This window comes from Macrococcus animalis (assembly GCF_047425875.1).
Taxonomy (GTDB): Bacteria; Bacillota; Bacilli; order Staphylococcales; family Staphylococcaceae; genus Macrococcoides; species Macrococcoides animalis.
In genome coordinates, this window is record NZ_CP179727.1 from 243,429 (window position 1) to 266,209 (window position 22,781).

Sequence of the window (22,781 nt, forward strand, 5' to 3'; positions counted from 1 at the left end):
TTCACCTCATAAAAAAATCTGTTTATGTAAGTATACATTAAACAGATTTTTTTCTCATTACAAAGCGTCACGCCATTTAATTAATCCATCAATATCTTTTGCTTCAATTTTATTCATATCTTTAGCAACGTGAATTAAGGTATCAAAATCACAAAGCGTATAGTATGGATAACCACTTTCAGCTAATCGTTCTTTTCCTTTTGATAATTGATAACTAAATATGGCGACAATCCCTAATACATCTGCTCCATGTGCTTTTAATGCATCTGCTGCTTCAATTGCAGATCCCCCTGTTGAAATTAAATCTTCAATCACAACAACTTTTTGTCCCACTTCAACTTTACCTTCGATTTGATTCCCTTTACCATGTTTCTTGCTTGATGAACGCACGTAACTCATTGGTAAATTCATTTTTTGTGATACAAATGCTGCGTGAGGAATACCGGCAGTTGCTGTACCTGCTAAGACATCAACTTCATTGAAATGCGCTTCAATCAATGTCTTTAAACCTTCAGCAATTTCGTCACGTACTGCTGGATAACTCATTGTTAAACGGTTATCACAATAAATAGGGCTTTTAATACCAGATGACCAGGTAAACATATCATTCGGTTGTAGAGATACTGCTTCAATTTCTAATAATGACTTTGCTATTTTCTCATTTAACATGATTTTCCCACACTTTCTTGATCTGATTATATTTCTCTAATGGATTACTATCTTGTGTAATAGATCGACCAACAACGATATGCGTTGAGCCATTCTCTTTCGCAAATTCAGGTGTTGCCACACGAACTTGATCTCCAACAGCATCCCTTAATGTACGTATACCTGGTGTAACTTTCAAGAAATCATCACCTAAAGCATCACGCAACATCTTACTTTCATTTGCTGAACATACAACGCCATCTAGACCTGCGTCACGTGTGAGTGTCGCATAATTTAAAATACATTCATCAATCGTTAATGGAATACCCTGTTCATTTTGCATTACGGCTTCAGAAGTGCTTGTCAGTTGTGTTACCGCGATTAGTTTCGCTTTACTCCCTGCATCACGCAATCCTTTCATGGCTTCAGACATCATTGTCTTCCCACCTGCTGCATGCACATTGACCATTTGTATATCTAGTTTACCAAGACCAAACATAGCTTGACGTACAGTATTCGGAATATCATATAACTTTAAATCCAAGAAAATTTCATGACCTTGACTACGAATGATTTTCACAATTTCAGGACCATTTTGCATAAATAATTCCATACCGATCTTTACGAATAACGGTTCTTCAAACGGTCTTAAAAATGCATTAACATCATCCATATTTTTAAAATCTAATGCAATAATTGGTTTATGAAACATTTACTTTTCCTCCAATAATTTATGTGTTCTATTCTTCAATTCATGTATGTGATTCACACCTAATTTATCTAAATACTTCGGTAATGAATTGATGATATCAACACAAACACTAGGATTTTGGAAGTTAGCAGTGCCTACTGCGACGGCATCAGCACCTACTGAAATAAAATCAATTACGTCTTGTGCGTCTGTTACGCCACCCATCGCAATAATCGGAAAATTTGGTAACGCTTTGCGAACTTCATAAACCATTCGCATGGCCACTGGTTTCACGGCAGGACCACTTAATCCACCAACAACATTTGCAATAATCGGCGCACCCGTTTTTTCATTGATGCGCAGTCCAACAAGCGTATTGATCATCGTTATCCCATCTGCATATTCTGCAACTGCAACCGCCATATCTACGATGTTCGTAACATTTGGTGATAGTTTCACGTATACAGGCACTTCTGATACCGCTTTTACTTTACGTGTTAATTCGGCAGCAGTTCTAGGATCAGTACCAAACTGAATGCCACCTTCTTTAACATTCGGACAACTAATATTGAGCTCTAAAGCTTTTACATTCGGTGCCTTAGAAATTTTTTCAGCCACGATTACATAATCTTCTTCTTTTGAGCCTGCTACGTTTGCAATAATGGGTGTTTCAAATTGCTCTAACCACTTTAATTCATGTGCAATAATATGATCAACACCTGGGTTTTGTAATCCAATTGCATTAATCATACCACTTGAAGTCTCAGCAACACGTGGCGTTGGGTTTCCGAAGCGTGATTCAGGTGTTGCTGCTTTAATCATTATGGCACCTAGTTCATTTAAATCATAGAATCTAGAAAACTCTTGTCCAAAAGCGAAACAACCACTTGCCGGCATAATGGGATTTTTCAATTCTAATCCAGGTAAATTGATATTTAATCGACTCATAGTGCTAAAGCTCCTTTCTCAAATACAGGACCGTCAGTACAAATCTTAACATATCCAGCATCATTGTCAGCTTTACATACGCAGGCGTAACACGCACCAATACCACACCCCATACGTTCTTCAAGTGATACATAGCCTTTTGTATCTGGTAATACACTTTCAATGGCTTTAATCATCACGATTGGCCCACATGTATAGAATGTGTCAAAGTTTTTCGGTAAAACTTTAATTACATCAGTAACAAAGCCTTGAGTCCCGAAAGTACCATCCACTGTTGCTATATGTGTTTCACCTAATTTACTAAACTCATCTAAATAAAACATGTCCTCTTTTGATTGGAATCCTAACACATGAATCGTCTTAATCCCACGTGCATTTAACTGCTTAGATAGTTCATATAATGGTGGTACTCCTATGCCTCCACCAATGAGTAATGCTGTTTGCTTAGCAGCATCCACTGGGAAACCATGTCCCAGTGGTGCTAATATATCAACAGTATCATTTACTTTTAATTTAGAAAGTACAGTTGTACCTTTACCTTCCGCACGGTAAAGACACGTTAATGTATGTTGAGTTTGATCGACTGAGCAAATAGAAATAGGTCGACGCAACATAAATTCTGAAGAATCCCCTACTCGGATATGAACAAATTGTCCCGGTGTTGTCATTTCCTTCGTAATTTGACCAACGAGTACAATTTCATAAATATTTCTTGCAATATTTCTTTGACTGACGACTCTCATTTCTTCTTGCATGGTGATCCCTCCTACATTTGATTCATATTAAATGTCATGCTCTCAATAACTTCAATTAATGCACGTGCTGTATCTAGGGATGTTAGACACGGGACACCATTATCGACTGAGTCACGTCTGATTTGGAAGCCGTCACGTTCTATTTGTTTTCCGTTAGTCATAGTGTTTATAACGATTTGAACATGTCCGTCGCGAATAACATCCAATAAATTAAACTCTGTACCAATTTTACTTACTTCTACGACTGGTATATTATTGTCATGTAATAATTTCGCAGTACCACTTGTTGCCATAATTCGGTAGCCAATTTCATGTAATCGTGTTGCTAAACCTAATGCTTCTTCTTTATCTTTATCTGCTACAGTAATTAAAGCGGTACCGTGGTCTTTCACCTGTAGTCCACTTGCTACTAAGCCTTTATATAATGCTTTTTCTAAAGTTAAATCTTTACCCATTACTTCACCTGTCGATTTCATTTCAGGTCCTAAAGTAATGTCTACATTTTTAAGTTTAGAGAAACTGAATACTGGCGCTTTAACAAATACACCTTCTTTAAATGGGACTAATCCTTCGTTGTAACCTTTATCAAGTAATGACTCTCCTAATATACTTTTCATAGCAATATTCGCCATTGGAACGTGAGTAATTTTACTTAAGAATGGCACTGTTCTTGATGCACGTGGGTTAACTTCTAAAACGTAAACTTCTTCATCCGCAATGACAAACTGAATATTAAGTAAGCCGATGATTTCTAAACCGTGTGCTAATCGTGTAGTGTAATCTACTAATGTATTGACTTGTTTTTCTGTTAATGTTTGAGGTGGATATACCGCTATTGAGTCACCTGAGTGAACCCCTGCACGTTCAATATGCTCCATTATGCCAGGAATCACAACTGTCTTGCCATCACAAATCGCATCCACTTCAATCTCTTTACCTGTTAAATATCTATCAATTAATACTGGATGTTCAGGGCTCGCTTTCACAGCTCTATTCATATAATCCACAAGTTCAGGTTCGTTATATACGATTTCCATTGCACGACCACCTAACACATATGATGGTCGAACAAGCACTGGGTAACCAATAAAGTTTGCATTATGTACCGCTTCTTCAACAGATGTTGCAGTTTTTCCTAAAGGCTGTGGAATACCGATTTTTTGCATTAATGCTTCAAATTCTTTTCTATCTTCAGCTCGGTCTAAATTTTCTAGTGATGTTCCTAATACTTTTACACCGTACTTCGTTAATTTTTCAGCTAAATTAATTGCCGTTTGACCACCGAACTGCACAACAACACCTTCAGGTTGTTCTAAGTTGATAATGTTCATGACATCTTCTTCAGTTAATGGCTCAAAATATAATTTATCTGAAATAGAGAAGTCTGTTGATACAGTTTCAGGATTGTTGTTAATGATGATTGCTTCATAACCCATTTCACGAATTGCCCAAACTGCATGTACAGTCGCGTAGTCAAATTCCACACCTTGACCGATACGAATTGGACCTGATCCAAGGACGATGATTTTCTTTTTATCACTGACAATCGATTCATTTTCAGTTTCATATGTACCGTAGAAGTAAGGTGTGTTTGATTCGAACTCTGATGCACATGTATCAACCATTTTAAATACAGGGATAATGTCGTTTTCTTGACGTAAGTCGTATACTTCACGTTCTGTCATGTTCCAACGATGTGCAATGACGCGGTCGCTAAAGCCATATTTCTTCGCCCATTCTAAACGCTCAATATCTCCCACATGATCTTTTAAATCATGTTCGATATCAATAATATGCTTAAATTTATTTAAGAAGAAGAAATCAATTTTAGTCCATTCATGGATGTCTTCTAAAGCAATTCCACGACGAATGGCTTCGCCGATAAAGAATAAACGTTCATCATCTTGAGCTTTAATACGCTTTTCAATAAAGTCTAATTCAAAGTTTTCACCGTTAGGTAATCCTAAATGATGTACACCATATTCTAAAGAGCGTATTGCTTTTAATAATGATTCTTCATAAGTACGACCAATAGCCATGACTTCTCCAGTCGCTTTCATTTGTGTTCCAAGTACGCGTTCACCTTTTTCGAATTTATCGAATGGGAAACGTGGAATTTTAGAAACAACATAGTCAAGTGCTGGTTCGAATGCAGCATAGCTCGTACCCGTTACTGGATTTAACATTTCATCTAAAGTTAATCCAACTGCAATCTTCGCTGCAAGTTTTGCAATAGGATAACCTGTTGCTTTCGAGGCTAAGGCTGAAGAACGTGATACACGTGGATTCACTTCGATAATGTAATAATTGAACGAATGTGGATCTAAAGCTAACTGTACGTTACAGCCCCCTTCAATTTTTAAGGCTCGAATGATTCTTAATGATACGTCACGTAACATATGATATTCTTTATCGCTTAACGTTTGTGATGGTGCCACTACGATTGAATCTCCTGTATGTATCCCGACTGGGTCAATATTCTCCATGTTACATACAACGATGGCATTGTCATTTGAGTCACGCATTACTTCGTACTCAATTTCTTTATAACCTGCAATTGATTTTTCAATTAAACATTGTGTTACTGGTGAGTATTTTAAACCATTTGTTACGATTTCAATCAGTTCTGGTTCATCGTGACAAATACCACCGCCTGTTCCACCCATTGTAAATGCTGGACGAACGATGACTGGATAACCAATTTGAGTTGCAAATGAAATCGCTTGATCTACCGTGTTGACGATATCACTTTCTGGTACAGGTACATCTAATTCATACATTAAATTTCTGAATAAGTCTCTATCTTCTGCTTGGTTAATTGAAGATAACTCTGTTCCTAAAAGTTTAACGTTGTTTTCTTTTAAGATACCTGCTTCTTCTAATTGAACTGCCATGTTTAATCCAGTTTGTCCACCTAATGTTGGTAATAAAGCATCTGGTTGTTCTTTACGGATAATACGTGCAACGAAATCTAATGTTAAAGGTTCGATGTATACCTTATCTGCAATTTCTGTATCTGTCATGATTGTTGCAGGGTTTGAGTTCACTAAGATAACTTTGTATCCTTCTTCTTTTAAGGCAAGACATGCTTGTGTGCCTGCATAGTCAAATTCTGCTGCTTGACCGATGATGATTGGACCTGAACCAATCACTAATATTGTTTTGATATCATTACGTTTCGGCATTATTTCGCACGCTCCTTATTTGTTTTCATTAAATCGATGAACTCGTCAAATAAATAGTTCGGATCATGAGGTCCGGGTGATGCTTCTGGGTGATATTGTACAGAGAAAGCTGGCAGTGTTTTGTGTTTAACTCCTTCAACTGTGCCATCGTTTAAAGCGATATGTGTAATTTCTAAATCTGTATTAGCAATTGAATCTGCGTCAACCGCATATCCATGGTTTTGAGATGTAATTTCGATTTTACCTGTTGCTAAGTTTTTAACTGGGTGGTTGGCACCACGGTGTCCAAATTTTAATTTAAATGTTGATGCACCACACGCTAAACTAAAGAGTTGATGTCCTAAGCAAATACCGAAGAATGGTACTTTTCCTAAAATACCTTTGATCATTTCAATCCCATCAGTTACAACTTCTGGGTTACCTGGACCGTTTGATAACATTACGCCATCAGGCTGTACACGTAAGATTTCTTCAGCAGTTGTAGTATATGGCATCACTGTTACATCACAACCACGTAAGTTCAATTCACGTACGATGTTTTCCTTTTTACCGAAGTCGATTAATACGACACGTAAGTCACTACCAGTAGAAATATAAGGTGTTTTTGTTGAAACTTGTGCAACCTCATCCGTTGGTAGTTCAGTTGTTTTTAATCGTTCAATCGTTGCATCGATTTGTGCTTTATCATTAATCAGCGCTGCTTTTAATACACCGTGCTGACGAATGATACGTGTTAACATACGTGTGTCAACACCGTCAATACCTGGTACACCATAACTTTTTAATGTTTCATCTAAGTTCGCGGTATTTCTAAAGTTACTTGGGAAGTCACATAGTTCACGAATAACCATACCTTTTAAAGAAGGATTTAACGTTTCAAAGTCGTCTCGGTTAATACCGTAGTTACCGATTAATGGATATGTGAAAGTAATAATTTGCCCAGTGTAAGATGGATCAGATAATGTTTCTTGGTATCCAGTCATTGCTGTGTTAAATACAATTTCTCCTACGATTTCTTTATCACTTCCGAATGCATAGCCGTTAAATACTGTACCGTCTTCTAAAACTAAATATCTGTTATTACGCATGATGTGCCCCCTCATATGCTAGCTGTCCTTCAACAAATGTTTTTGTAACGTTACCGAATACTTTTTCTCCGATGAATGGTGTGTTGCTTGATTTTGATAAGAAATCTTCTGCCTTAATTTCGTATGCTTCTTCTAAGTCAATCACTGTAATATCAGCGATGTTTCCAACTTCTAAAGCTTTTCCGTAAGGTAAGTTGAATACTTCACCAGGTTTAACCGCTAAATAATCAATGAGTTGTTGTAAAGTCCAGTCACCGTTTTTAACGAATTTCGTATAAAGTAATGGGAAAGCTGTTTCACTCCCAACAATACCGAATGGTGCTTTCGTCATCGGTTGCGCTTTCTCATCTGCTGCATGTGGTGCATGGTCGGTTGCGATAAAATCAATTGTGCCATCAAGTAATGCTTCTATTAATGCTTCATGATCTTCTTTTGCACGTAAAGGTGGATTCATTTTTAAAATCGCATCATCTTTAGTAATGACTTCTTCATTTAATAATAAATGGTGTGGTGTAACTTCTGCTGTAACTTTAATACCTGCGCGTTTCGCATCACGGATGACACGCACACTTTCTTTACTTGAAACGTGACATACGTGATAGTGACAATTTGCTGCTTCAGCAAGTAATACGTCACGCGCAATTTGAACTGCTTCACAAATTGAAGGAATACCCGGAATGTTTAAAGTTTGACTAACTTTGCCTTCGTGCATTGCACCATTATAAATGAGTGAGTTATCTTCACAATGTGCAACAATAGCCATATCAAGAGCCGCTGCTTGTTGCATTGCTTCATACATTACTGAAGCGGTTTGAACACCGACACCGTCATCGGTAAATGCAAATGCACCATGTTCCTTTAAAGCTTTAAAATCAACAAGCTCCTCACCTTTTTGACGGATTGAAATTGATGCGTAAGGTAATACACGTACTTTCGCATTTTTTTCAATTGAAGTATTTAATGCATCTAAATGTTCTACTGTATCTGGTACTGGACGTGTATTTGGCATAGGGCATACAGTCGTAAAACCACCACGTGCAGCGGCTTGTGTACCCGTTTCAATCGTTTCTTTATGTTCACCACCTGGCTCACGTAAATGAACGTGAACATCGACAAACCCTTGTGATACAAATTGACCATCTAAGTCAATGATTTCTGAATTTAAGACATTTAGTTTGTCACCGATTTCAGTAATTTTACCGTCTTCAATTCGAATATCTCTTTCCGCTAGCTCACCGTTGATTAATATGTTACCGCCTCTTAGTAATATTGACATTATGTGCACTCCTTATGATTTAGTCTATAGTTTTTTACAGCTTTCTCACTTGTATTACACTTCATTATATGTTGTTTTCAATGACTTGCGTTAAAATACTCATTCGTGTGTAAACACCATTTTCCATCTGTTTAAAGATACGCGCTTTTGGTGATTCAACCAAATCACTTTTAATTTCGACATCACGATTGATAGGTGCTGGATGTAGGATTATCGCACTGTCTTTTAATTTATTATATCTCGCTTCATTTAAACCGTATTTGCTATTATATTCTTCTTTAGTGAATGAAGCTGCTTTGTCGTGACGTTCATGTTGTACACGTAATAACATACACACATCTACTTCTTCAATCACTTCATCAATATTCACATAATCTGCAGGAATTGATTTATCAATCCATGCATCAGGTGCGACAAACTTAACCTCAGCACCTAATCGTGTTAAGGCATCGTAATTACTACGAGCAACACGTGAGTTTAAAATATCTCCACAGATTACTACTTTTAAACCTTCGAATTTTCCATACTCTTCATAAATCGTCATCAAGTCTAATAAACATTGAGTTGGATGTTGTCCTGATCCGTCTCCTCCATTTACAATTGGAATATTTAATCCATCTAACTGTTTATAGTAATCATTCTCTGGATGACGAATAACTAAAACATTACACCCAATGCTCTCCATCGTTTTACAAGTATCATAAAGACTTTCACCTTTTGATACTGAAGATGTACTCGTTTCAAAAGGAATGACATGCATGCCGAGTTTACGTTCTGCAACTTCAAATGAACATTTTGTACGTGTAGAATTTTCAAAGAACAGGTTCGCTGCGTAAACGTTTGGGAATTTTGCGACATTGCCATTTTTTATATCAATTGCACGTTCAATTGTTGTCATAATTGCTTCGTTAGATAAGTCAGTGATTGAATGTAAATGTATCATTTTTATTTGCCCCTTTTTATATTCTTTTTTTCTTATTATTAGTAATCTTCGTGTGATTTTGATTCAGGCAATACGACATTTAGAATGATACCAGCTAATGCTGCAAGTGCCATACCTTCAATATTTAAATGAATTTGATTTACTGTTAAGTCGATGTGTGCTTTACCAATTCCTAATACTAAAATGACTGATGCAATCACTAAGTTACGTTTATCTCCGAAATCAACTTTTGATTCTACAAGCATACGTAAACCACTAGATGCGATAATACCGAATAATAAAATCGAAACACCACCCATAACAGGTGTTGGAATACTTGATACAAGTGCAGTAAATTTCCCTACAAATCCTAAGATTAATGCAAGGACTGCAGCGCCACCGATTACCCAAATACTATAAATCCTTGTGATTGCAAGTACGCCAATGTTTTCACCATAAGTTGTACTAGGTGGTCCTCCGATGATAGATGCAACCATTGTAGAAATACCGTCACCCATTAAACTACGGTGTAATCCTGGGTCTTTAAAGAAGTTACGACCAACAATTTTATTGATTACGATTTGATGACCGATATGTTCACTCACTGTTACGAATACGATAGGCAACATGATCATAATTAATACCCAATCAAACTGTGGTTCGTAATTCACAAATGGTAAGTAAACTTTAGGCGCTTCAAGCCATTGGGCTTTTTGAATACCTGAGAAGTCGACAACACCACAAAGGATTGACGTGATATATCCAACTACAATCCCAATCAACACTGGGATTATCGATAAGAAACCTTTCACCGCGACTGAGAATATAACGACTGTGAGTAATGTAACAAATGCAATTACTAAGTAAGTAATGTTATAGCCTTTCATAGCACCGCTATCCGTATACATTGCCATGTTCACAGCGACAGGTGCTAAACCTAAACCAATAACCATAATGACAGGTCCAACAACGACAGGCGGTAATAATCTAAGCAACCAATCGACGCCGACCACCTTAATAATCAATCCGATAATGACATACATTAAACCACTCATGAAAAGTGCCATTAACATTTCGCCTAAGTTATGTGTTTTAAGACCCACAATAATCGGTGTGATAAAAGCAAAGCTTGAACCCAGGTATGCAGGAATTTTTCCTTTTGTTATTAATATATAAAGTAATGTCCCAAGGCCTGATGCGATTAATGCTGCTGATACTGGTAATCCGGTTAAATAAGGTACTAATACCGTTGCACCAAACATGGCGAATAAGTGTTGAGAACTGAGTAATAACCACTGACTGGCTTTGGGCTTTTCGTGTACATCAAGTACTGGTTCAACAGTTCTTTCGTATATTTCTTCATTAGTAGAATTCATAATTTCCTCCATCTTGTTATAAAGTTTTTCATAAAAAAAAGTCTCTTTGCACATGCAAAGAGACTTAAGTGTCTATTACTCACTTAAACCCTTTGCAGGTGTCTCGCACCAACTTAAAAGAGTTATTTAATATATACTTGTGTACGTTCATCAACTTCATCTAGTAAGACAATGACTTCCTCAGATATCGCAGTCGGAATATTTTTACCGATAAAGTCTGCGCGTATCGGCAACTCACGATGTCCTCTGTCCACTAGTGTTGCTAGACTGATGCGCTTCGGACGCACATGATCTAAGATTGCATCTAGTGAAGCCCGAACTGTTCGACCAGTAAATAAAACGTCATCGACAATAACAACATGTTTATTATTCATATCCGTATCAATTTCATATGCGATAACGTCAGAACTTATACGATCCGTCTTGTCATCACGATAGTCCGTAACGTCTAAAATACCTGTCGGTATTTTAACACCATCGATGCGTTCAATCTTAGATTGTATACGATTCGCAAGATAAATTCCGCGTGTTTTGATACCTAAAAGTACTAAGTTTTCAGCACCTTTGTTATTTTCTAAGATTTCGTGTGCAATACGTGTTAAAGTTCGGTCTATCGCTTTATCATCTAGTACGATTCTTTGATTCACTTTTATCCCTCCTCAAAAAAATCCTCACGTCAAATAGACGTGAGGATTCCTCGACGCCTTTTAAGCCTCTCTGGACTTATTTAAAAGCATTAACGTGTGATTTAGTTAATATAATAATAGCACTATCTATTGCAATGTCAACAATCAATAATGAAATTATTTTTATTTTCTTAGTTTTGTTAAGATTTCCTCAAAATATTCAGGTATTGGTGCAGTTCGTTCAATATACTCGCCCGTAACTGGATGTTCAAAGCCTAAAACGCCGGCGTGTAAAGCTTGTCCACCAATGTCCATCGTCTTCTTCGGTCCATATTTGGGATCACCCACAAGTGGGAAACCAATATGTTTCATATGGACACGAATTTGGTGCGTACGTCCTGTTTCTAATACACATTCAACTAAAGTATATTTATCAAATGTTTCAATGACATTAAAATGTGTAACAGCTTGTTTACCGTTATCTACAATCGCCATCTCTTGACGGTCACGTACATTTCGTCCAATCGGCGCATCAATTGTACCGAATTCATGTGGAATTATACCGTGTACTAAAGCAGTATATTTACGTGTTACAGATTTATCGACTAATTGTTCAACTAAACCGCGATGTGCGATATCGTTCTTTGCTATCATTAATAAGCCAGAAGTATCTTTATCAATACGATGAACTATTCCTGGACGTATTTCTCCATTAATACCTGATAAGTCTTTGATTGCATACATTAAACCATTCACTAACGTACCATTTGGATGACCTGGAGCTGGATGTACAACCATGCCTTTAGGTTTATAAACAATTGCAACATCTTTATCTTCATAGTAAATCTCTAAACCTAAATCTTCAGCTTGTAAATCAATCTCTTCAACTGGCTTTTCCGTTACAACAATCTCATCGTCTAAACGTATTTTGTAATTTGCTTTAACAGGTTTACCGTTAACGATAACAAGATTTAATTTAATCCAATCTTGAATTTGATTACGAGACCAATCCTCATTCATATCAGTTAAATAACGATCAATTCTTGTGCCAACTTCCTCTTCTTCAATTAAAAAATTATATGTTTCCATTTCGTTTCTCCTCTTTTTGGTTAAATAGCATATCGTAGAGTAAAACGATGACTCCAATAGTTAAACAAGCATCTGCTACATTAAAAATCGGAAAATCATAGTTGATGATTTTTGTATCAATAAAATCCACAACATTCCCTCTCAATAAACGATCAATAAAATTACCGATTGCACCAGCGAAAATTAATGTTAAGCCAAGCTGCATAATCGGGTTAAACATTGCTTCCTTATAATAAAAGAATGCAATCGCAACTAACACCACAACTGTAATAATATAGAAGAAAGTCATTTGATTCTGTAACATTCCCCATGCAGCACCATGGTTTCTGTGTGAAGTAATTTCTAAAATATCTCCGATAACTGAGAAGCTCTCACCAATCTTCATTGTTTTAACAATAATATACTTTGTAAGTTGATCCATCGCGATTAAAAATATCGCAAGGATTGACATCATCGTGATGTTATATCGCTTGTTCATAATTTCACTCCAATCTATAGTATTTTACCATATTTTTAAGTGTAAGTGTGTTTTTGTTTTTGAAGTGTCTTCTTTGGTTGACATAATAATATTATTATTTGATCAATTGTTTGTAATGTAAAATGTTTGTCTCTAATACTTTGCTATAATTTCCTTTTCTTGCCTATAGTTATGATATCTAGTCTTTTTCGCAAACCTAAAAATCCCGAACGCACTCACTACAATACGTTCGGGATTCATTATATTTATTTACTTTCTAATACACTTAAACATCTTGGACAAACATTAGGGAAAGTATGATCTTCAGCTGTAATTTCTGATGCGTAATTCCAACAGCGCTCACATTTTTCTCCATCTGCACGTTCTACTAATACATTTAAGTTAGTATATTGCGTACCAACAGCACTTTCACTTACTGTTGCTTCAGAAACGATGAACAATTGATGTAAATTATCAAATGATTTCAATAATGCTAAGTCTTCAGCATTATCAGTATATAATGTAACTTTCGCTTCTAATGGTTTACCAATTACTTTTTCATTACGTAATGCTTCAATACCTTTAAATACATCGTCTCGTAATGTTAAGAGTCTAGACCATTTTTCGATTAATACACTATCTACATCATGTACTTTAGGCATATCAGCTAAATGAACACTTTCTTCTGTAACGTGTGGTGTATGACTCCAGATTTCTTCAGCTGTATGAGGTATGATAGGCGCTAATACTTTCGTTAATGATGTTAATACTTCATATACTACAGTTTGCATACTTCGACGCACTAAACTGTTTTGTCCCTCAATATATAATATATCTTTACCATAATCTAAGTAGAAGTTACTTAGCTCCACATTGATAAAGTTCTGTAATTCTTGATAAATATCTAAGTAATCATTGTTCTCATAATGTGTATGTGCATTGTTCACAAATGTATATAATTTATTTAACATAAATTGATCAATTTCTTTTAAGTCTTCATATGCAACTGCATCCGTTTCTGGATTAAAGTCATTCACGTTCCCTAATAAGAACTTAAATGTGTTACGGATTTTACGGTATACTTCAGAAACTTGCTTTAAGATGTCATCTGAAATACGAACGTCTGCTAAGTAGTCTACTGACATAACCCACAGGCGAATGATATCAGCACCCATTTGTTTTACAACCTTTTCAGGTAATACCGTATTACCTAATGACTTACTCATTTTGCGACCTTGTCCATCCATTACGAAACCGTGTGATAATAGTTTTTTGTATGGTGATTTTCCTCGTGTTGCAACTGCTGTAGTAATTGATGAGTTAAACCATCCACGATATTGGTCACTACCTTCAAAATACATATCTGCCGGGAAGCTTAGCTCCTCACGCGATTCTAATACACCACGATGACTTGAGCCTGAATCGAACCAAACGTCCATAATATCCGTTTCTTTCGTGAATTCACCATTCGGACTACCTGGATGTGTGAAACCTTCAGGTAATAAATCTTTAGCTTCACGCTCATACCATACATTTGAACCATGTTCTTCGATTAATGTTGCAATATGTTCAATCACTGCTTCATCCATGATGATGTCACCATTTTCAGCGTAGAATACTGGAATAGGAACACCCCAAACTCGTTGACGAGAGATTACCCAATCTCCACGGTCACGAATCATATTGTATATACGTGTCTTACCCCATTCTACTTTAAACTCAGTCTCTTCTATTGCATTTAAAATGTCTTGGCGCACTTTATTGATTGAAGCGAACCATTGCGGTGTCGCACGGAAAATTACAGGTTTTTTCGTTCTCCAATCATGAGGGTAAGAATGTGTAAAGAATTCTAATTTTAATAACGCATCAACTTCAGTTAATCGTTCGGTGATAACAGGATTCGCTTTATCATAGAATAAACCTTCAAATTCACCCGCTTCGGCTGTAAATACACCTTTATCATCAACTGGAGAAATCACAGGTAAATCATATTTTTGAGCAACGATAAAGTCATCTTCCCCGTGTCCAGGAGCTGTATGTACACAACCAGTACCTGCATCTGTTGTTACATGATCACCTAAAATAATAACAGATTTTCTTTCTTCGATTAATGGGTGTTGTGTTTGGATCAATTCTAATTCTGTACCATTAAATTCCTTTTCAATCACAATTGTTTCTTTATCCCATCCAATTGCATCACATACATTATCAAGTAATGCTTGCGCAACGATGTAAGAATTTCCTTCAACATTCACTTGTACATATGTTAATTCAGGATTCACTGAAATTGCTACGTTTGCTGGAATTGTCCAAGGTGTAGTTGTCCAGATGACAAATTTAACTCCAGATTCAACAACCCCACGTCCATCAACTGTTTCAAAAGCAACATAGATAGAAGCTGATTTTTTATCTTGATATTCAATTTCTGCTTCTGCTAATGAAGATTCACTAGAAGGTGACCAGTAAACTGGTTTTTTACCTTTATAAATATAACCTTTTTTCGCCATATCACCGAACAAACGAATTTGTTCTGCTTCAAATTTTTCTTGTAACGTGATATAAGGATTTTCCCAGTCACCATTGACACCTAAACGTTTAAAATCAGCTTTTTGTAACGCAACTTGTTCTAGAGCATATTCGCGACATAGTTCACGGAATTCAGCCGTAGACATTTCTTTACGTTTAACACCTTTTTTTGTTAAAGCTGTTTCGATTGGTAAACCATGTGTATCCCAACCAGGAACGTATGGAGTATAGAAACCATTCATCGCTTTATATCGTGTGATAAAGTCTTTAATGATTTTATTTAATGCATGACCCATATGGATTTGTCCATTTGCATACGGAGGGCCATCATGTAAAATGTATGGCGTTTTACCTTTATTTTTATCCAATAATTTATGATATAAATCTTTCTCATCCCACGTAGCTTGAATCTGTGGTTCTTTATTCGGTAATCCTCCACGCATTGGAAAATCTGTTTTTGGCATTAATAACGTCTCTTTATAATCCATTTTTATTCCTCCTGTAATTAAAAAAACTCCTAAGTTGATTGATCAGGACGAACGAATCCGCGGTACCACCTGATTTAACTCAACTTAAGAGTTCACTTTAATATTCGTTTTTATTGTGAATACAGACTGATCTTATCTATTCTTCATAGTTTAGGCTCTCACTATCCCTAATTCGCTGACTATGACTAAAATAGATACGGTTCTATATTATTATTTTGATTATTACTTATACTAACACGTTTTATTCCTTTTGATAAGTCATAAATTCAAATAAAAAACTATTCTTGTTTATCTAAAGGCTTTGTTTCTAAATCATAGTTCAATAAATAATCCCAATCTTCACTTTTTAATAAATCTAGTTGCGCTTCGACTAACATTTTAAAACGTGCTCTAAAGATTTTAGATTGACGTTTCATGTCTTCTGTTTGGAAAGCAATTTCACGTGCTTGTTGCATTGCATCTTTCTTAACCAACTCAGCATGATTTTTTGCATCTTGAATAATCACATCTGCTTGCATACCTGCGCTTGCTTTAATTTCATCGCCAGCTTTTTGTGCAACGATTAAAGCGTCTGAAATTGTATTTTCAACATTCTTGAAACGAGTAATATTCTCATCTTTATCCGCAATAAGTTGTTCTAACATTTTCTTTTCTCTACGCATGGTTTCTAATTCGTTACTTAATTGTGTTAAATATTCTCTAACTTCACTTTCATTTAAACCTTTATGAACGATATTAAAAGATTTATTTTGAATTTCCTCTGGACTGAATTTCATCATTTCACCTCTATTTTAATTAAACATTGTACCGTATGTAATTCGAATCTTATCTTTCTTCGTACGGTCACCTATTGCTTCTATTCTACCACGTCCGAAGCCTTTTATTGAAATTAAATCATTTGTTTCAACATTAAAACTCGTTTTATCAATAACAACATGATTCACTTTTACATGTTCTGCTGCAATATGGTTTTGTGCAATACTGCGCGATTTATTAATCATTAATGCTACGATGTTATCTAAACGTAAACTGGCTACAGTAGATTGATACGATTTAAATGTTTCTGTTGCCTCTATCATATCTGTAATATCAATCGCCTTTAAACTCACGTTAGACCCTTTAAGTTTCGTTAAATTTTGGAACACAAAATCTTGCAAATGATGCGCAATAACAAATTGTACTTTCTCACCGACAATAATATCACCTAATAAATCTCGTTTAAAGCCGATGGACATCAATGCTCCTAAAATATTACGATGTGTCAGTGTAATAAATTTCTCTGCATATTTGATTTCAATAATTGATAATTCAAAGTCATCTTGACTAACTTCATGATACGTCGGATAAATTAAAGCACGCATACGTTCACGATCGCCACGCCCACCATTAAATGCAACGCATAAATCCGTGCGATTGACTAACGTCGTTAAAATAAACTGTTGACGTGGATCGAGAAAGTGCGTAAGTACAGGTGAATACTGTGATTCTGCACGCTCTACTAGACTCTCTAAATGCTTTACAATATCCATCTCTTCATTTCTAAAATGCTGATATAAATTCATAATATCCTCTTTTTACTTTGACATGAAAAAAATCTCATATACATGAGATTTTTAAAATTATAAAAATATTGGTGCAATCATACTAAATATTGCTGATAAACCCTCTATTAAAAATCTTAAAAAGATTAATGCAGCGATACTTGAAATATCTATCATTCCGATAGGTGGGATTAGACGTCTAAATGGTGATAAAAATGGCTCATAAATTTTACTCATCCATTCACCAATGAATGATTCACGCAATCCAGGAATCCATGACATAAAAAAGTAAATTACCATGCCAATAGTATAGATATTAATAGCACTTAAAATAAAATTCATTATCATTATTGCAATTTGAAATGTACTCATTCATATTCCTCATGTTCTTTATAATCTTCAGGCGCATCTAACATTTCTGTTATTGAACCTGCTACTTCAACGTTATCTGGCGTACATAAAAAAATATCTGTACCGATACGTTGAATGTCTCCACCTATCGCATACACTGTTCCACTTAAGAAATCGATGATACGTTTAGCAGAAATCTTATCGATACGTTGCAAGTTCACAAGTGTCGCACGACGGTTCTTCAGTTCATCAGCAATATCTTGCGTATCACTAAATACACGTGGTTCAAATAAACATACTTTTGAAATACTTGACGATGTATCGTCATGCATATTCACAACGTTGTTTTGTGTCACTTTACGTTCATTCACTTTCACTTTAGATTTTACTGGCTCAGTTTTCGCACGATATACAGTTTCTTGTTTCGCAATTTTTTTCTCTGGATTATTGTTTGAAACTTTAATTTTCTCTTTTTCTACCGCCTCTACAGATTTTTTCGGCGTATTGTCTTCATATACCACTTCTTCTTCATCTTCGTATACAAAAAATCCTTTAAATACATCTTTTATGGCCATTAGTTCCCTCCTATCCGACGAGTTTCGTACCTATACGAATAAACGTCGCACCTTCTTCAATTGCGATTTTATAATCATTACTCATACCCATAGATGTTTCAGTACACGGTGCGTGCGGTAATCCTAATGAATTGATAGTGATTTGTAATTGTTTTAGTTGTTTAAAGTATGATCTTATTTCTTCGTCAGTTGCATCAATAGGTGCCATTGTCATCAGTCCAACTACCTCAATGTTATCATATTCAGACAGGCTTTGGGTAAATGTTTGCACTTCATCCACACTGATACCATGTTTACTATCTTCACCACTCACATTGACTTGTATGAAACATTTAATTCTTTTTTCAGCACGTTTCTGAATTTCTTGTGCTAAACTCATTCTATCCAAAGAATGCAAGTAATCGACATGGTTAATTACTTCTTTTACTTTTCTTGTTTGCATTGAACCAATAAAATGCATCGTCACACCATCAATATTGTCACGTTTATCTTTAAAGCCCTCAATACGGTTCTCACCTAAATGTGTAACTCCAGCCTCTACTGCTTCTTGCGCACGCTCTATTGTCACATACTTCGTAACAGCAATCAATGTTGGGGTTTGTCCGTATGATGATTTTGCTAAACTTTTTTTAATGTCCTGCTCAATTGCTATTAAATTTTCTTTAACTTCCATGTTAATCCCTCGTTCCAATATAAGCTAACATTCTACCCGTATTCCCTTTTTCTAAACGATAAGAGAAAAATTCATTATTTTCAGTTGAAGTACAGCGCCTTGTTACTGAAATATATTCCGGTTTAATGCCTGCACGCATTGCAATGCGTTTGTTTATTTCTTGTAGGTTTATATCGAACATGTCATTCGTATTCTCTTCAAAACAATCTTCTAAGTCTAAATTTAATTCAATAAATTGACGTTTAATATCATAGTTTACTTCATAACAAGGTGCACTTACTGACGGCCCAATAATACACCTTAAATTATTCACGTCACCTGTATAAGCTTTTATTAATCGTTCTAATATTAATCCCACTGTACCACGCCAACCAGCATGACCTAATGCAATAAAGTTATCTGAAACACTATATAAATACACAGGCACACAGTCTGCATAACACATTGTCAGCAGTATACCCTTGTCATTCGTAAATAAACCATCGATATCAAACCACTTTTGTGTTAGTTCAAATACATTCGTTCCTTTATCTGCTCCGTAAACTTCTTGAATATTGTTACCATGCTTTTGGATTGGGAAAACCCATTCACTTGTTTTGAAGCCAATTTCATGTGCCACAACTGCTTGATTATGATGTACATTAAACGGTGCATCATCAATATATAAAGCCATATTTAAGCTATCTTTCGGATAATCACTAATGCCACCATGTCGACTTGTTATTCCAATTACTTTATTATAATCATTATTAACATTGTATGTATGTTTTCTTAATTGAAATGGTTCCATTATAACCTCCAACGGGACATCTTATATAAAAACCGAACAAACAAAAATCAAAAAGCGACTTATGTTTGTTCGGCTGTATAGTTGATATTTAATAAATAAAAATTATCTTCTACGACGACGAGTGCCACGGTCTTTTAAGAAGCCAGGAACATCTAAGTCATCTCTATTAGATTCTCTTTCAGGTTGTGCTTGTTGTGGTTGTGATACAGATTCAGTACGTGTTTCACGTTGTGGTTGTGGTGTTCCAAAACTAGTTGGTGATACACTACGTGTTGGTTTATCATTAAAACCAGTTGCGATAACAGTTACAACAATTTCATCTTGTAGTTCAGGGTTGATTACTGTACCGAAAATCATATTTACATCTTCATCAGCAGCATCTTGAACGATGTCTGCAGCTTCTTGTGCCTCAAATAATGTTAGTGATTCGCCACCCGTGATGTTCATTAACACACCTTGGGCACCAACGATTGATGTTTCTAGTAACGGTGAAGAAATTGCTTTTTTAGCCGCTTCAATCGCTCTGTTTTCACCACTAGATACACCGATACCCATTAATGCAGAACCTTGGTTACTCATAATTGTCTTAACATCAGCGAAGTCTAAGTTTACTTCCCCTGAAACAGCAATAAGATCAGAGATACCTTGTACACCTTGGCGTAATACGTTATCAGCTTCTTTAAACGCTTCCATCATCGGTGTAGACTTATCAACGATGTCTAATAATCGATCATTAGGAATGACGATTAAAGTATCTACTGCAGCTTTCATTGCTTCAACACCAGCAGCAGCTTGTGTTTGACGTTTACGGCCCTCAAATGAGAATGGACGTGTAACAACACCTACTGTTAATGCACCCATTTCTTTGGCAATCTTTGCTACGACAGGTGCAGCACCAGTACCAGTTCCGCCACCCATACCAGCTGTTACGAAAACCATATCTGCCCCTTGGATAGCGTCTTCGATTTGTTCACGAGACTCTTCCGCAGCTTTTTTACCGATTTCAGGATTTGCTCCAGCACCTAAACCACGTGTTAATTTTTCCCCGATTTGGATTTTTGAAGTTGCCTTAGATAAGTTTAAAGCTTGGCCATCTGTATTAATTGCAATAAATTCTACATTGTTCATACCGTGATCGATCATTCGGTTTACCGCGTTATTACCGCCGCCACCTACACCGATTACTTTTAAAGTTGCTAAATGATTAAAGCCCTGTTCAAATTCTAACATTCAATTTTCCTCCTATATAATTGTGGCCAATTATTATTCAAATAATGATTTCATAATTTTTTTCATTACACTCGGTTTTTCTGTATCATTGTTTTGATGTTCATAAGTACCATCAGAACGTTCAATTCGTTCTCCGACAATTTTTGAAGTATAAACCTCAGTTTCAACGTCCTTATTGTTCTTACGTTTAAAGAATCCGTCTAAACCTTTTCCTTTAGGTTTCTCTTCCACGTACTCTTCTACATGCTCCTCTTCAGAAGATACATCATGATTATTAATTGTAACATAATCTAATAGTTCATCAAAGTTAATACCACTATTAATAGTAGAAATACTTGAAGAAAATTCAGGCTTACGAATACCCATTTGCTGTGGTACGTGAATTCTTACTTTCTCACTGACCATATCTGATAATAATTCCTTAATACCTAACATGTTCGCAGTACCACCAGTGATGACAAAACCACCGTTAATTTTATTTAAGCCCATTTCTTGTAATAAATCAAATACTTCTAAGAAAATTTCTTCCACACCTGCTTCAACGATATCACTGAGGTCTTTTTGGTTGAAGCTCATAGGTTCATCAGAATCAATCTGGTCAACGGTAAAGATATCTTGTTCAGAAGCTAAATCGTAAAATGCATGTCCATATTGTTCTTTCACTTTCTCAGCTTGATCAAAAGTCGTATTTAAACTCTGAGCGATGTCGTTGGTTATTTGACTACCAGCCATTGGAATATTATCAGCATCAAATAAATTGCCACGTTCATAATATGCAACTTGAGTTAATTGATCACCAATATCGATAACAACTGCTCCCAATTCAACTTCCGTTGGTGTCAATATATGTTTGTAGTTATATGCATCAGAATATACATCTAGCACATGAACTCCACAGCTCTCAACACATTTTAAAGTATTAACTAAAACAGATCGATTTGTAGTAATTACTCCTGCATCAACAGCTAAACTTTGCGTTGCTATCATTTCTTTCGGATCACTTACTTCGTGTAAATCATCCACTTTAAACATTTTTGGGAAAACCCCAATAATCTCAATTTCATTCGATGTATTTTTAGCACGTATACCATCTAATACATCTTCAATATGTTCACCTGTAATTTCAGTTGATTCACCATTGAAAGTAATTTCATGTTCAATATCGTGAATTTCTGAATGAATAATTGGCATTTTTAAAAATACATCTTCAAACTCAATACCAGAAGCTATCTGTGCTTTTTTTATAGTATCTTTTATCGCATGACATGCGACATCGAAATCATCAATCATACCTTTTTTAATACCATCAGTAAAAGTTTGACCTGTACCTATCACATTAATGCCATTATGAAACTTTTCGCCTACAACTACCTTAACGCTAGATGATCCAATATCTATAGAAACATAGTAATGTTCTTCCATCGATAGGCACCTCCTATTTATGTTTGTTTAACATACACTATCAATATTACATTATAGACTTTATTCAGAAAACTATAAACGCTTTTTTTTTTAATAAAATAATTTATTTTTTTATACCCTACGA

The 22,781-nt window shown here is 35.7% G+C and carries 21 protein-coding genes; all 21 read right to left on the reverse strand.

What is annotated here, in order from left to right; genetic code table 11:
• Positions 1-57: 57 nt before the first annotated feature.
• Positions 58-669, reverse strand: coding sequence for an orotate phosphoribosyltransferase (gene pyrE, locus ACMGE9_RS01240; RefSeq protein WP_414043443.1), 612 nt, complete (start codon positions 667-669; stop codon positions 58-60).
• The gene (gene pyrF, locus ACMGE9_RS01245) at positions 659-1,360 is read right to left on the reverse strand and encodes an orotidine-5'-phosphate decarboxylase (RefSeq protein WP_414043444.1); all 702 of its coding nucleotides are present in this window, start codon (positions 1,358-1,360) and stop codon (positions 659-661) included. The genes pyrE and pyrF overlap by 11 nt, the downstream gene beginning before the upstream one ends.
• Complete coding sequence (locus ACMGE9_RS01250; protein ID WP_414043445.1) at positions 1,361-2,287, reverse strand: dihydroorotate dehydrogenase; 927 nt, start codon at positions 2,285-2,287, stop codon at positions 1,361-1,363.
• On the reverse strand, positions 2,284-3,048 hold the full coding sequence (locus tag ACMGE9_RS01255) for a dihydroorotate dehydrogenase electron transfer subunit (RefSeq protein WP_414044425.1): 765 nt from the start codon (positions 3,046-3,048) through the stop codon (positions 2,284-2,286). Before ACMGE9_RS01255 ends, ACMGE9_RS01250 begins: the two co-directional genes overlap by 4 nt.
• A gap of 5 nt (positions 3,049-3,053) precedes the next feature.
• Positions 3,054-6,227, reverse strand: coding sequence for a carbamoyl-phosphate synthase large subunit (carB, locus tag ACMGE9_RS01260; protein ID WP_414043446.1), 3,174 nt, complete (start codon positions 6,225-6,227; stop codon positions 3,054-3,056).
• Positions 6,227-7,315, reverse strand: coding sequence for a glutamine-hydrolyzing carbamoyl-phosphate synthase small subunit (gene carA, locus ACMGE9_RS01265; RefSeq protein WP_414043447.1), 1,089 nt, complete (start codon positions 7,313-7,315; stop codon positions 6,227-6,229). Before carA ends, carB begins: the two co-directional genes overlap by 1 nt.
• Entirely contained in the window at positions 7,308-8,591 is a 1,284-nt protein-coding gene (locus ACMGE9_RS01270; protein WP_414043448.1) for a dihydroorotase, read from the reverse strand. The genes carA and ACMGE9_RS01270 overlap by 8 nt, the downstream gene beginning before the upstream one ends.
• A gap of 64 nt (positions 8,592-8,655) precedes the next feature.
• Positions 8,656-9,534: an aspartate carbamoyltransferase catalytic subunit gene (locus ACMGE9_RS01275; protein ID WP_414043449.1), complete on the reverse strand. Its 879-nt coding sequence runs from the start codon at positions 9,532-9,534 to the stop codon at positions 8,656-8,658.
• A gap of 38 nt (positions 9,535-9,572) precedes the next feature.
• Positions 9,573-10,889: a uracil-xanthine permease family protein gene (locus ACMGE9_RS01280; protein WP_414043450.1), complete on the reverse strand. Its 1,317-nt coding sequence runs from the start codon at positions 10,887-10,889 to the stop codon at positions 9,573-9,575.
• A 122-nt stretch (positions 10,890-11,011) separates the two neighbouring features.
• A complete protein-coding gene (gene pyrR / locus ACMGE9_RS01285) occupies positions 11,012-11,536 on the reverse strand; it encodes a bifunctional pyr operon transcriptional regulator/uracil phosphoribosyltransferase PyrR (RefSeq protein WP_414043451.1) in 525 nt (174 codons plus the stop codon).
• 162 nt (positions 11,537-11,698) lie between these two features.
• A complete protein-coding gene (locus ACMGE9_RS01290; protein WP_414043452.1) occupies positions 11,699-12,604 on the reverse strand; it encodes an RluA family pseudouridine synthase in 906 nt (301 codons plus the stop codon).
• Entirely contained in the window at positions 12,591-13,082 is a 492-nt protein-coding gene (gene lspA, locus ACMGE9_RS01295) for a signal peptidase II (protein ID WP_414043453.1), read from the reverse strand. The genes ACMGE9_RS01290 and lspA overlap by 14 nt, the downstream gene beginning before the upstream one ends.
• Before the next feature lie 245 nt (positions 13,083-13,327).
• On the reverse strand, positions 13,328-16,075 hold the full coding sequence (gene ileS / locus ACMGE9_RS01300; protein WP_414043454.1) for an isoleucine--tRNA ligase: 2,748 nt from the start codon (positions 16,073-16,075) through the stop codon (positions 13,328-13,330).
• Positions 16,076-16,353: 278 nt separating this feature from the next.
• Entirely contained in the window at positions 16,354-16,854 is a 501-nt protein-coding gene (locus tag ACMGE9_RS01305) for a DivIVA domain-containing protein (protein WP_414043455.1), read from the reverse strand.
• Between the two features lie 12 nt (positions 16,855-16,866).
• Positions 16,867-17,637, reverse strand: a complete 771-nt coding sequence (locus tag ACMGE9_RS01310) for an RNA-binding protein (protein WP_414043456.1) — start codon at positions 17,635-17,637, stop codon at positions 16,867-16,869.
• A gap of 57 nt (positions 17,638-17,694) precedes the next feature.
• A complete protein-coding gene (locus tag ACMGE9_RS01315) occupies positions 17,695-17,988 on the reverse strand; it encodes a YggT family protein (protein ID WP_414043457.1) in 294 nt (97 codons plus the stop codon).
• Positions 17,985-18,542, reverse strand: a complete 558-nt coding sequence (locus ACMGE9_RS01320; protein WP_414043458.1) for a cell division protein SepF — start codon at positions 18,540-18,542, stop codon at positions 17,985-17,987. The genes ACMGE9_RS01315 and ACMGE9_RS01320 overlap by 4 nt, the downstream gene beginning before the upstream one ends.
• 10 nt (positions 18,543-18,552) lie before the next feature.
• Complete coding sequence (locus ACMGE9_RS01325; RefSeq protein ID WP_414043459.1) at positions 18,553-19,215, reverse strand: YggS family pyridoxal phosphate-dependent enzyme; 663 nt, start codon at positions 19,213-19,215, stop codon at positions 18,553-18,555.
• A gap of 1 nt (position 19,216) precedes the next feature.
• Positions 19,217-20,005 (reverse strand): peptidoglycan editing factor PgeF, encoded by a 789-nt coding sequence (gene pgeF / locus ACMGE9_RS01330; protein ID WP_414043460.1) that lies wholly within the window; start codon positions 20,003-20,005, stop codon positions 19,217-19,219.
• Positions 20,006-20,107: 102 nt separating this feature from the next.
• Positions 20,108-21,235, reverse strand: coding sequence for a cell division protein FtsZ (ftsZ, locus tag ACMGE9_RS01335; protein ID WP_414043461.1), 1,128 nt, complete (start codon positions 21,233-21,235; stop codon positions 20,108-20,110).
• Positions 21,236-21,268: 33 nt separating this feature from the next.
• Positions 21,269-22,657 carry a cell division protein FtsA gene (gene ftsA / locus ACMGE9_RS01340; protein ID WP_414043462.1) on the reverse strand — a complete coding sequence of 463 codons (1,389 nt, stop codon included), beginning with the start codon at positions 22,655-22,657 and terminating at the stop codon, positions 21,269-21,271.
• Positions 22,658-22,781 lie beyond the last annotated feature (124 nt).